This window comes from Psychrobacter sp. JB385 (assembly GCF_900163785.1).
GTDB lineage: Bacteria > Pseudomonadota > Gammaproteobacteria > Pseudomonadales > Moraxellaceae > Psychrobacter.
Genome location: NZ_FUKN01000001.1, coordinates 227,329 through 240,554, shown reverse-complemented (window position 1 = coordinate 240,554; position 13,226 = coordinate 227,329). Strand labels below are relative to the sequence as shown.

General features: G+C 43.0%; 10 protein-coding genes and 1 pseudogene. 5 read left to right on the top strand and 6 right to left on the bottom strand.

Annotation, left to right across the window (positions count from 1 at the left end):
- Nucleotides 1-109 precede the first annotated feature (109 nt).
- Together CZ794_RS01025 and CZ794_RS01020 are read left to right on the top strand one after the other, a co-directional pair.
- Nucleotides 110-814 (top strand): hypothetical protein, encoded by a 705-nt coding sequence (locus CZ794_RS01025; RefSeq protein ID WP_087039790.1) that lies wholly within the window; start codon nucleotides 110-112, stop codon nucleotides 812-814.
- 84 nt (nucleotides 815-898) lie between these two features.
- Entirely contained in the window at nucleotides 899-2,785 is a 1,887-nt protein-coding gene (locus CZ794_RS01020) for a monovalent cation:proton antiporter-2 (CPA2) family protein (RefSeq protein ID WP_087039789.1), read from the top strand.
- Nucleotides 2,786-2,798: 13 nt separating this feature from the next.
- Here CZ794_RS01020 and CZ794_RS01015 read toward each other — a convergent pair whose 3' ends face one another.
- A complete protein-coding gene (locus CZ794_RS01015; RefSeq protein WP_087039788.1) occupies nucleotides 2,799-3,728 on the bottom strand; it encodes a DUF2628 domain-containing protein in 930 nt (309 codons plus the stop codon).
- 314 nt (nucleotides 3,729-4,042) lie between these two features.
- Between CZ794_RS01015 and trmB the strand changes: the two are divergent.
- The 3 genes and pseudogenes from trmB to CZ794_RS01000 all read left to right on the top strand — a co-directional run.
- Nucleotides 4,043-4,762: pseudogene (gene trmB / locus CZ794_RS01010) on the top strand (tRNA (guanosine(46)-N7)-methyltransferase TrmB); the annotation flags it as partial.
- A 995-nt stretch (nucleotides 4,763-5,757) separates the two neighbouring features.
- On the top strand, nucleotides 5,758-6,816 hold the full coding sequence (gene recA / locus CZ794_RS01005) for a recombinase RecA (protein WP_087039786.1): 1,059 nt from the start codon (nucleotides 5,758-5,760) through the stop codon (nucleotides 6,814-6,816).
- A 40-nt stretch (nucleotides 6,817-6,856) separates the two neighbouring features.
- On the top strand, nucleotides 6,857-7,948 hold the full coding sequence (locus tag CZ794_RS01000) for a regulatory protein RecX (RefSeq protein WP_087039785.1): 1,092 nt from the start codon (nucleotides 6,857-6,859) through the stop codon (nucleotides 7,946-7,948).
- A 110-nt stretch (nucleotides 7,949-8,058) separates the two neighbouring features.
- Here the strand turns inward: CZ794_RS01000 and CZ794_RS00995 are convergent, their stop codons facing one another.
- The 5 genes from CZ794_RS00995 to ftsH all read right to left on the bottom strand — a co-directional run bounded on the left by CZ794_RS00995 (nucleotide 8,059) and on the right by ftsH (nucleotide 13,089).
- Nucleotides 8,059-8,772 (bottom strand): YidB family protein, encoded by a 714-nt coding sequence (locus CZ794_RS00995; RefSeq protein ID WP_087039784.1) that lies wholly within the window; start codon nucleotides 8,770-8,772, stop codon nucleotides 8,059-8,061.
- A gap of 234 nt (nucleotides 8,773-9,006) precedes the next feature.
- A complete protein-coding gene (locus tag CZ794_RS00990; RefSeq protein WP_087039783.1) occupies nucleotides 9,007-9,462 on the bottom strand; it encodes a hypothetical protein in 456 nt (151 codons plus the stop codon).
- A gap of 100 nt (nucleotides 9,463-9,562) precedes the next feature.
- Nucleotides 9,563-9,844: a succinate dehydrogenase assembly factor 2 gene (locus CZ794_RS00985; protein WP_087039782.1), complete on the bottom strand. Its 282-nt coding sequence runs from the start codon at nucleotides 9,842-9,844 to the stop codon at nucleotides 9,563-9,565.
- A 303-nt stretch (nucleotides 9,845-10,147) separates the two neighbouring features.
- On the bottom strand, nucleotides 10,148-11,044 hold the full coding sequence (gene folP, locus CZ794_RS00980) for a dihydropteroate synthase (RefSeq protein ID WP_087039781.1): 897 nt from the start codon (nucleotides 11,042-11,044) through the stop codon (nucleotides 10,148-10,150).
- 152 nt (nucleotides 11,045-11,196) lie between these two features.
- Nucleotides 11,197-13,089: an ATP-dependent zinc metalloprotease FtsH gene (ftsH, locus tag CZ794_RS00975; RefSeq protein WP_087039780.1), complete on the bottom strand. Its 1,893-nt coding sequence runs from the start codon at nucleotides 13,087-13,089 to the stop codon at nucleotides 11,197-11,199.
- Between the last annotated feature and the right edge of the window lie 137 nt (nucleotides 13,090-13,226).

Here is a 13,226-nt window from a genome sequence, read left to right as displayed (position 1 = left end):
ATAGTAGATAAAAACGCTGAAAAAACTGGTCTTATTGTCATATTTTTTATATAAATTCTGTATACTTAAGGCTTAAACGCTTTATTCATCACCACGGTGACCTTCTATTATGTCTAAACGCTCAGCGCCCTTTGTCGCCCCAGACCATATCGAAGACCCTACATCAAAGGATGGTAAAAAACACGCCAAGGTTTTGCTGTCAACGCTACAAGAAGACATTGCCCGTTTTCGTAATGAGCAATTTCCACCTGATATTTTGCGTCAAATCCGCGACATGCCTATTTATGAAGGCAATTTAGCCGAAGTTCAGGCCTACCAACACGATTGGCAACCTCTACTAGAACGCGCAGTGGCTTTTTATCCTGCGGCAAACCTACCACCTGATTATCTGCCATTACCTGCCAGCCTTGAAATACCGCAGTTTATTTATCATGTTCAACGCCTACATCTGACCAAAACACGTGCCAAAGAATCCAAAAGCTTCGGTTCTGTAGGGGCACTCACTGACAAATGCGGGGATTATACGGCTGATGAAATCGCGCGTATGGCTGCTGTGTTTGATAATGACGATGAGGCACGTTTGGTTGCACATCGTGAGTTTATCGATTTGCGTGCGTATGTTTTTTGCCGTGATAGTAAAGGTGAGATGTTGGAGCCAGAACGCGTGCGCTTTTATCGCACAGGGCTTATCGTACACGCCCTACCTGATTTTAAAATCGTAGATAGTCGGCAGACGCCGCGTAAGCGCCGTAATGATGCTTATAGCAATCCACTTGCGGATAATGGCATTTGGAAAATTTACCGTAAAAAATAACGCAAGTCGGTGGCTTATCGTACCATCGGCTTACGTTTTATCATTCTATATTGTTTATTTTATCGTCACCCTTAAGGATACAAAATGCTCGCTGCCGCCGCCGGCTCACCAAATTTAATGTTACAAGCTACGATTTTCTTGGGCGCAGCGCTGCTCTTTGTACCCCTTGGCAAACGCTTCGGTATAGCGACCGTGCTAGGCTACCTCATCACAGGGTTGATATTAGGACCAAGTGCTTTAGATGTCGCGGGCGACGCTGAGAGTCTGTTGCACTTTTCTGAGTTTGGCGTGGTCATGCTGTTATTTATCATTGGCCTTGAACTTCAGCCGTCGAGGCTTTGGGCATTGCGCCGCTCTATATTTGTGCTGGGTGGTCTACAGGTCGGTCTTACTGGCACGTTATTGATGGGGCTTTTGCATCAGTTTTTTGGCTTACAACTGGACACTGCTTTTATCGTCGGTTTTGGCCTCGCCCTTTCTTCTACTGCGTTTGTACTTCAGATATTGACCGAAAAACAGCAACTCTCAAGCACGCATGGCCGTGAAGCATTTACAATTTTATTATTTCAAGATATCGCTGTCATTCCACTGTTGGCTGTCATTCCGTTCTTATCAGGCGTACGTGAACAAAGTTATGATTTGATTTATTTTGGTAAGGTTTTTGCCGTTTTTGCCGGACTCATCTTTGCCAGCCGTTATATCATTCGACCGTTTTTTAAATTTGTCGCCTCAAGCGGTGCCTCAGAACTACTGACAGCGGTCGCATTGTTCATCGTAATGGGCGTGTCTATTTTGATGGGACAGATTGGTCTGTCGATGGCATTAGGCGCATTTTTGACAGGGGTATTGCTAGCGGATTCAGAGTATCGTCATGAGCTAGAAGCCAGTATCGAACCGTTCAAAGGGCTATTATTGGGTCTGTTTTTCATGTCGGTTGGTATGTTAACCGACGTCAAACTCATTTTGTCACAACCTCTCTTTATTATTGGCTGCGCTCTAGGACTGATGGTCATCAAGTTTGGTGTCATTGCCGCGATTGCTAAAGTGTTGGGCAATCGATGGCCGACCAGTATCAGGCTAGGTGTGACTTTGGCTCAAGGTGGTGAATTTGCCTTTGTTTTATTCAGTGTTGCCACTGCCCAAAATGTTTTACGACCAGAGCTTGCCAATACGCTCAACCTTATCGTCACCATTTCTATGGCGCTCACGCCACTGGCATTTTTATTGTTAGAAAAAATTGGTGAGCCTTTATTTGCCAAGAGTAAACCAAGCCGAGAGTACGATGCCATTCCAGATCATGAGCATCAGGTTATCATTGCTGGTTTTGGACGAGTCGGTCAGATTATTGGTCGTGTACTGCGCATGCATAACATCGAGTTTACCGCGATTGAACGCTCAGCAAACCGTGTAGATTTTGTCCGTAAATTCGGTAACCAAGTCTATTATGGTGACCCAAAAAATCCAGAAATATTGCGCGCAGCAGGGATCAAAAAAGCCCGCCTCTTTATTCTTGCTATTGATGATCTAGAGCGTTCTATCACAACGGCTCAATACTTACGCAAGAATTATCCCAAGATTATTGTATTAGCACGCGCGCGTGACCGTCAGCATTATTATCGTTTGCGTGAGGTTGGCGTACGTCACATTTGGCGTGAGACCTATCTATCGTCTCTAGACATGTCGCGAGAATCACTACAACTGCTTGGTATCTCACCAGAAAAAGCACGAGAAACCGTAAAAACCTTCCGTGATTATGACGATGATTTGATTGAGCGCCAGCAAGCCATCTACGACGATGAGGCTAGTATGATTGAGTCAGCACAATCAGCAATTGCAGAGCTTGAGAGTTTGTTTGATGAAGACATTGATAAAGCTCGTAAGATGGATTTGAGCGAGTTTTATGACGCGTTAAAGAGTCAAGCGACACCCGCGGATAGTGACAATGACATTGCTACCGATTCTAAGCATTGATGACCAGAATCTTTTAGTCAGCACTGCAACTATCAGGGGCTTGCCTTTGACTGAGTGAGCTCATGCAGCGCCAATCATCACTATCAGGTAGATGATAAAAGATCAGCGTTTGATCATTTAAGTAACGTATCGGGAATGTCATGTTTTGGACCGTTGCAATGACAGCGCAATCTGTTTTTGCAACACCTGCGGCATTGGTGTCTATGTCAATGCGGATTTGTTGGCTTCCCATCGTCATAGGCAGATCAACCGGACATTCACCAGTTTGTTGATATATGAGTGCCACGCGATTTTGGGCAGTTTTGACCGTATCATAAGCATCAAACAGTACCGCATTTGCTTTTGGCTTAGCAATTAGAGGCAAAAACTGCACCTTGATCACTATTAACGCAAATGCGAAAAGCCCAAAACCCAGTCCCAAACCAAATAAACTGACGCCGCCCTCTCGGCGCAAATGCGCTTGTTGCATGGCTTCATCTCGCGGATGGTCATTGAGCGCATCTGCAATCTCACGTCGCGCCATGCGATAATAATAGGCATCCGTCCATCGTGCCACCATAAACGACCAAAACAACCAAATCAGTGCGGCAATGCTTATCCGTGTTGCCAATTGATAAGCGTCTGGAATAAAATCCATCGCCACAAACTCAAACATGACCAACACAATGGCAATATTAAGCTGTATGAATGACCACCCTGCTACACTGTATACGATGGCATCCATATAACGCTTACGATAGAGCAGCCAAGGAAACGTCACAAAAAATGCTGCCCAATGCCATTTTGGTGATAGATACCCTTGCCGATCAAATTGTTCAAAGCGCTTAAGATAATAGTGCTGACTACGATGACCAATAAACCATTGATCCAATTGCTGACGTTTTTTAGGCGTCAATTGTTCTTGATAAAAAGGGGGTGGCGAGTCCGTCTCAATAAATAGCATGGCGGTATGCTCTATTAGCTTTTAGAAAAATACTCTAACAACAATGATTATATGACAACGCACCAACCTGTGTATAGCAAGGAGAAACCCGACAGTTTGACAGCAAACACGCTACAATAGGATTGTACGTTCACACTTGTATAGATTTCACTTATAATGAGCGTATCTTACCCACCTAAATAAGCCTTATTAATACTATGAGTCCACATTCTGATATCAATGATAACGCCATGAGCCATCCAGCTGATGAGCCACCCCTTAATAACGCTAACGAGTCTATCGATATTGATGCCAGTGCCGATACTGACGCAGAACCAACCTCTGACAAGCACTTGCGTATTGTCAACACCTTCATGAAGCGACGCACACACATGAATAAGAACGCTGAACTGGCACTAACTGCTCCAGAGTTTGCAGCGTACTTGGTCAACAATAGCTTTGGCGATGGCAACTTAGCAGGTATCGATGATTTACGCTCGCTATTTGCTGATAGCCCAAATGGCAGCGATGCCCCCCTTACCTTAGAGATTGGCTTTGGCTTAGGCGATTCATTCATTGAGATGGCAGCCGCTGAACCGACGCGCAATTTTGTCGGCATCGAAGTGCATGAGCCAGGTATTGGTAAATGCGCCTATATGGCTGGTACTCAAGGCTTAACCAATGTCAAAATCATCAATGGTGATGCCATCCAGTTACTAAAGCAATTACCCGAAAACCATATTGATCGTATCCAGCTTTATTTCCCTGATCCATGGCAAAAAAAGCGTCATTATAAGCGCCGTTTCGTCAGCCCAGAACGTATGTCTATCGTGACACACAGTTTAAAACAAGGCGGATGGTTCCATACTGCAACCGATTGGGAACATTATGCTTTTTGGATGGTTGACGTTTTAGATGGTTTTGAAGGTTTGACCAATCAAGCAGGTGCAGGCAATTTCACCAAGCGTCCTGACTTTCGTCCAATGACAAAATTTGAGCGTCGTGGTTTAGATCGTGGACATGGCGTATGGGATTTGATTTATATCAAAGACTAATATAGATAAAGTGTTTTTGACCCAAATTTATTTAGCGGCTAAGTGACTTAGCCGCTTTTTTGTACTTATCGATGATTAATTTACTATCTTTTGCAGCATAATGAGGTATTTTGACAACGCCACCCTTTGATTTATGGGGCGTAGATATTTTTGGCTAAAAAAATTCATCAAATTGTCATATGTGAAACATAGAAAAAATTCGTCAAATTATGAGCAAACACACGCCTTTACAAGCGCGCAATATAGGCTACGTACACGCTATTCAATATTTGCCATCGGCGCAAACATTGATGCTATAAGGGCTTCATGAGTTCTCCCCATAAGCTGTGGATAACCCTGTGTATAAGTCGCTACTTGACAAGATTTCTGCTAGGTAACATAAAGGACTAGGTAAAATCGTTCATTTTTTGTACAATTTAAAAATCTTTTAAAATCAATTATTTATATCTCATATATAGTCATAAAAAATTATTTTTAACATTCTTAAAAAATATTAGTCCATAAGGGGATGTTTCACAGTGAGCAAATAAAAGCATTATATTTATTGTGGACAACTCATAAAACTGTTGACAAGTCATACCATTCTAAGTTCCAAAACCATCGATGTTCTAATAGCAATTTTCTATAAAATCTCAGTCACACACTATACGACAGCTGATGTCGTTTAACATGCCCTGATACCCTACTACCACCTTGGATTTTGTTATAATTACCTCATCTATTCAATAGGATGATAAATAAGTGTTAACCCTTATTAATGAACTTAGTTTTACTTTTATCAAAATTTAATTTTGCTGTATAGTAGAGCGAAATATCTGATATTGTTAACTACGGTATTGATGTCATTATCCACTTGCCTTAGCTAAGTATGGCCTATTTCTAACACTGGGCTAACCATTATTCTATTGAAGCATTATATTTAATAGTATGAATCTTATATTTATAGCATAGAAATTGATAATTCCAAATTAATTATTGCAAACAAGGAATCCAGTATGGACGACAATAAAGCCAAAGCCCTTAAAGCGGCATTAGGTCAAATTGAGAAGCAGTTCGGTAAAAATACCATTATGCACCTTGGTGATGACTCAGCCATTCTTGACGCTGATGTAGTCTCCACAGGCTCCCTTGGTTTGGATATCGCGCTTGGTATTGGTGGTCTGCCAAAAGGCCGTATCGTTGAAATTTATGGGCCTGAAAGTTCTGGTAAAACTACCATGACATTACAGGCTATTGCAGAGTGTCAAAAGCAAGGCGGTACTTGTGCCTTCATCGATGCCGAGCATGCACTTGATCCTGTTTATGCGCGCAAATTAGGCGTGAATACAGACGATTTATTGCTGTCACAGCCTGATAATGGTGAACAAGCACTTGAGATTACTGATATGCTCGTGCGCTCAGGTGCCATCGACATGATTGTTATTGACTCGGTTGCCGCTTTGACGCCACGTGCAGAGATTGAAGGCGAGATGGGTGATTCGCACATGGGTCTACAAGCGCGTCTTATGAGCCAAGCCCTACGCAAAATTACAGGTAATGCCAAACGCTCTAACTGTATGGTTGTATTTATTAACCAGATTCGTATGAAAATTGGTGTTATGTTCGGTAGTCCTGAAACCACCACCGGTGGTAATGCGCTCAAATTCTATGCGTCAGTACGTATGGACATACGCCGTATCGGTGCGGTCAAAAACGGCGATGAAATTATTGGTAACCAAACGCGTGTTAAGGTCATCAAAAATAAAATGGCACCTCCATTCCGTCAGGCAGAATTTGAAATTACCTATGGCGAAGGTACCAACCACTTGGCTGAAGTTATTGACTTAGGTGTTGAGATTGGGGCAGTAGGTAAAGCAGGATCTTGGTATAGCTATGGCGACGAAAAAATCGGTCAAGGTAAAGCCAACTCTGTACTATTTTTGAAAGAAAACCCTGCCATTGCCAAAGAAATTGAAGATAAAATTCGTGACGAAAAGCTTGGCACCAAAAAAGATAGTAAGGCCGTGGATGACACTGAAACCAGTGAAGATTTTACTCCTGAGCCTGTCCAATAACCTTTTGATAACTCACTACTATCAATAGTTATTACCCATTATGAAAATCAAAACACTAGCCGAAATACTCGCTGAGTCGGACACCGATTCAGCGAGTGCTGTTGATGCCAAGCGCAAAAAGTCTTCTGAGCGCGTTGATAAAAACGCACCTAAGAAAGTCAGTGCTTCTGATAAACGGCCTACGTATGCAAACAAGAGAGACAAAAGTGATTCTTTGACTAACAGTTCTAGAATTAAGCTGGAGTCAGCTGATGATCTTTCTCATACTATCAAAAAAACACCCCATTCTAAGAAACGTAAAAAACGTTTTCATCCAGCTGCTCACTTCGTAGCAGAGTCGAGCGATGTGCCTGCTTATCAGCCACCTGAAGCCCAAAGTATCAAAGAGATGCTGGCAGAGGTTAAGCACAACGTCCATCACTCTGACGAAAAAAAGCCTAACCTCGATACTGGCGAAGCGTCGCATTCAGTAGACAATCTACATGCTCCTACGCCATCCATGATTCATGATGCCGACACCAGCAGTCAAGCCGACAACTTACCCGCCGCTCTCAAAGCTTACTTGCGTACGCCTGAACAACGCCAAGCAGACATCGATGCCGTTAAAGCTGAAAGTCGTTTACGTTGGTTGGCATTTTATTATCTGTCACGCCGTGAATATGGCAAAGCTGAACTCAAGCAAAAGCTGATTGATAAAGAACAAGACCCAGAAAAAATCGATGCGCTCCTCGATGAGTTTGAGGAGAAAGGCTACCAAAGTGATTATCGCACCACCCTAATGCTCATACGTGAAAATATTCGTAAAGGTCGAGGGCGTGGTCGCATCAAACAAGAGTTCTATCGCAAAAAAATTGCCTTGCCCAGTAATATCGATGAGCTGATCGATATGGCAAATAGCGAATCTGATGAGTTTAGTGAGTTTGTCGATGATAGTGAAGATAACTTGGTTGATGGCGTTGATTGGCTAAAATTGGCAGTCATAGCGCGTACTAAGAAGTACGGCAATGACATACCAGTTGAACAAAAAGACAAAGCACGTCAGCTACGGTTTTTGCAATACAGAGGATTCAATACTGATGTCTGTTTTGAGGCGCTCAATTATACGTTAGAATCATTAGATGAACGCTTCTAACAGACACTTATTAAAATTAATAACCATCTATGCACTTAGTTTATATTTAATCAGCTATCGATGCTTGTCAATGCAGGCTTGCTTTAGTACTTGTGCTTATTTGATAAAAACTACTTTAAGGTCGTTAATCGGTTAGACAGTTGGCTCATAATCTGATTAATTTCGTCGTTCGCTTCCGCTTCGTTATCCAAGTTTCCATTAGGGGTTAATTGATTCATCACCTCAGGGAGCAATTCGGCAAGACCTTGACGTACTTCTGTCTCATTAGCACCCGTATGAGCAGCCACTTGTTGAATTTCGCTTTCATCAAAGAAGCGGCTGACTTCATTTGGATCGAGATTGTCATTGTCTTCTTGATTACTCATCCAAGAGTGCGCTTGCTTGTCATATCCCATGCCAGTGATTTTTGACAAGGCACCGCTCACACCGCCGTTATTTTTGATCCAATTGAGTACCATTGGCATTAGCATAGCAATGAGCATCCCTTTACCACCAAAGCTGCCTTTATTACGCTGACCGCCCAATACACTGCCTAAAATATCTCCCAGACCACCTGCACCTGAGCTCGTGCTACCACGCTGATTACTGCCAGTGATACTACCTATAATGTCATCCAAACCAAAGCCATTGTCAGGTTGGCGGTCATACTGTCGAGGATTGTACCCACCTGTTTGAGTGCTACCTCCTAACACACTACCCAAGATATCGCCAAGACCTCCAGTACGACGCGCGCTGGTATGTTGGTTGACTGGATTACGCTGTGCATCTTCTGGGTTCATTGCACTACGGGCAACTTGGCTCACTAAATTCCCTAATAAGCTCATCTTCTACTCCTTTGTTTATTCTAGTATTTGTTACAGAGAAACCATCATTATATTTTAAGATATCAATCTCTCATCCATAGCTGCCTAAACGGTAGCTATCGTATTGATTCATCTGCTGTATGCAATATAACAAATCTATTTTAACTTCAAGATAGGTATTTTGTTATGACATGTAGGGCTTCGTAAGCTCACGCAAGGGGGAAGTAAGTTTTAAAGTGATAGAAGAGTTGAGCGTTAGGTTTTATTAGTACTTATATTGGCTAAAACACCCAGCTCACGCCATTGATTGACGCTTACTTGATCGCGAAATACAGTGATTGCTAGCGGGCGTCTATAAGGCTCTACGATAATGAACTCAAGGCTTACGGCCCATCGACAACCATGGATAGCGACCAGTTGCGCTTGCCACAGCTCATCACCGCGACTGGTTCTGATAAGTAACTGCCAGTGTTTGTCCAGACGGTGGCTAAGCGGCGGCTGACTAAAATGTAAGGGTATCGGACGTGAGAAGGCTAAATAGACTGTCACTACTGTGACCACAATCAATAAAAGTACATACTGCCATAAGAATAAAGGAGCAAGCCATGCTAGCAGTCCCATTATACTGCCTAACCCACCATATAGCAGAAAACGCAACGAGCTGGTTGGCTGAATGGCTGTATCAATACGTAAAGAAGGTGTTGAATTCATAATTAAGGGCTGATAAAAGGTTAAGCCAATAAGCTAGCTAAGCACTTGTGACTGCCAATCTAGCACTAGTACACCGCGATTTACTACCAAAGACATAGAACTACATTAAGTCTTTGGTATGACGCCAAGTTTTAATCTTATTTACCAATGCCCACATGGCATCATCTTCTGGACGATTTTGATTAGTAAAATAATCCAACAGGTCAGGGTCTTCATGCGTTAGCATCTGTGCAAATATTTCTTGTTCAGCTGGCTCTGCTGTTAGGTATAGCTCTTTTACATAAGGATCAATATAAAAATCCAACTCTTTTAATCCGCGACGTGCTTGGTAAATAATACGGCGTTGTTCATTGGTGGGTTCTGGTTGAGAAGGTATGGTCATAGAGGAGTCTCGTTTATTCAGATTATGATTGGTAATGACTGTAATAGAACACTAGAAATTGATAGGACATTATAGCCAGTTTGACATAAAACCGATATGTTGAGGAGAACGAGCGACTAGTATAAATTTTCCTTACATCCTGCTGACACGAGGACAGCGTAACATTTATCTTAGTCGCACCGTCTCATTTTTAAAGTAAATAGAATATAGTTCTCAAGGTCAGATTATAAATTTGGCGAGAGACCATGGTTAAAGCAAACACTTGCTACCTCTGTTCACTGCATCTACCACCAAAAATTAAGATTAATGCTGATGATATGCAGCCAGCTGTGTCCACAATGCCACGGCTTGCTGCATCATAGACACATTGTGGGTGCGGACAATACAGGCACCTTGCTGTATCGCAAAAATTCCTGCCGCAGTGCCAACAGCATCACGCTCTACTGCTTGTGTCGTTACCATCGACGCCGCGCCACCTTTGGTCAATACCTCCGCTAGAAAGCGCTTACGTGAAATACCAAACATCATAGGCAATTCCAATGCTTGTAATTCATTAAGGTGCTTTAACAGTGCACAATGATGCTCGTAATCCTTAGCAAAGCCAAAGCCTGGATCGATAATGATGTTTTCACGTTTAACACCAAGACCAGTGACTTGCTCAATACGTGCACTCAGCTCTGCGGTTACTTCTTTGACCACCTCTGTATATTGCGCAAGATCATTCATGGTAGTTGGCTCACCGCGCATATGCATGAGCATGACGGGTATGTCGAGCTTGACAGCTAATGCTATGGCGCCCTCACGCCTAAGCGCCCTCACATCATTCCAAATGTCTGCACCAGCATCGAATGCTGCCTGCATTACTGCTGGATTACTGGTATCGATAGATATCCAAACCTCGTCACCACAATATTGTCTAATGGCTTGAACCACTGGCACCACACGCTGTATCTCATCGTTAGTAGCCACGATACTCGCATTTGGACGGGTAGATTCGCCGCCAATATCGATGATAGTCGCACCTTCTTGCAGCATCTGCTGACAATGAGCCACTGCTTTATTAACAGAAGTGAACTGGCCACCATCTGAAAATGAGTCTGGCGTGACATTAAGTATGCCCATCACATGCGGCTGAGACAAATCTAGCGTTTTATTACGGCCAGATATTTCATACTTTGGTAATGATTCAAATAGGGACATTATCAATCCATTATAGATATATTTTGGTAAATAGTTTCTATGTCAATGATACCAGTAAATCTTACTCTGTCCTAAACCCTTCATAAAATGATGTCAATAAAAAAGCCCTTTATAATAAAGGGCTTTTTTATGAGTTATTTATCAATTGCAATTTACATCGCTGGCAACGGTGGTGGCGTTGAACCAGACGTTTTAATATCGTTTTTTGACAAGTTCACTTCGTTATGTTGATACACTCTTGGTGGACGAGGCTCTTCACCTGCCAAGATATCTTGAAGCTGATCGCGATCAATGGTTTCCCATTTCATCAAAGCATCAACCATCGCGTGCATTTTTTCTTGATTGCCTTCAATCAATTCACGCGCGATGTCGTACTGCTCTTCTAGCATACGGCGTACTTCATCATCTACCTTTTGTTGAGTAGCCTCTGAAATCGTACGGCTACCACCAAAGTAACCTTGCGAGCTGTCATCGTCTTCATACACCATAATACCAAGCGCATCTGACATACCATACTTAGTGACCATGGCACGTGCCATTTTAGTTGCTCGTTCAAAGTCATTAGAAGCGCCAGTAGACATCTGATGAATAAAGACTTCTTCTGCAATACGACCACCAAACAAAATAGCAATGTCGCTCAGCATTTTTGATTTATACATACTGGTTTGGTCATGTTCTGGCAATTGCCATGTAACACCAAGAGCAAAACCGCGCGGCATAATCGTAACTTTATGCACAGGATCCGTTCCTGGTAATAACTCCGCAACCAATGCATGACCTGCTTCATGATAAGCGGTTGCACGGCGTTCTTCTTCGCGGATCACCATAGATTTACGCTCAGGGCCCATATACAGCTTGTCTTTTGCATCTTCAAAGTCATTCATATCGACACTGACCTTGTTACGACGAGCAGCAAATAGCGCCGCCTCATTCACAAGGTTAGCAAGTTGCGCCCCGCTGAAACCCGGTGTACCGCGGGCAAGAGACCCTGCATCAACACCAATAGTATTTGGCAACTTTCTCAAATGCACCTTTAAGATTTGCTCACGGCCTTTGATATCTGGCAAACCTACTTGTACTTGACGATCAAAACGACCTGGACGTAATAGGGCTTTATCAAGTACATCTGCACGGTTTGTTGCAGCAATAATAATAACGCCCTCATTGCCTTCAAAACCGTCCATCTCAACCAATAACTGGTTCAAAGTTTGCTCACGCTCATCATTACCACCGCCTGTACCAGAACCACGATGACGACCAACTGCATCAATCTCATCGATGAAAATGATACAAGGGGCACTTTTCTTCGCTTGTTCAAACATGTCGCGTACACGCGAAGCACCTACACCCACGAACATCTCGACAAAATCAGAGCCTGAAATCGAAAAGAACGGTACTTTGGCTTCACCAGCAATGGCTCTTGCTAGCAATGTCTTACCAGTACCCGGTGGGCCTACCATCAAAATACCACGCGGAATAGTCGCACCAAGCTTGGTAAATTTGTCCGGATCACGTAAGAAGTCGACTACTTCAACCACTTCTTCTTTGGCTTCTTCACAGCCAGCAACGTCTCCAAAATTGACCTTGATTTGATCTTCAGTCAACATTTTGGCTTTTGACTTACCAAAGCTCATAGGGCCGCCGCCTTTACCGCCAGCGCCGCCTTGCATGTTACGCATGAAGAATAAGAACAAACCAATAATCAAAAGAATTGGGAAACTTGCTATCAGTAACTGCATTAACACGCTTTGACGCTTCGGTGCCGTTCCTTGAACCTCGACTTGATTCTCACGTAGCATTGGCATCAACTGATCGTCGGTCACAGCTGGTCTAATGGTCTCAAAAGATGAACCATTTTTCTTCTCGCCGGTGATCTGCTCGCCATCGATTTCCACACTGGCTACTTGGTTTTCTGACACAGCGGTCACAAACTCAGAGTAGTTAAGGCTATCTGGCTCAGATGATTGATCAAAACCACTGAATACCAGCACCAAAACGCCGATTACCACCAGCCACAATAAGGTATTTTTTACCATGTCGCTCACTAGTTATTCCCATCCCTTACTTATTGGTGTGTTTACTAAACACGTGACGTCTATAAACGTATTACTTATCTTTAATAAAAATATCAGAACATATATCTTGTGCGACTGTGATGTCGTATTCGACCTGTCTTAACAAG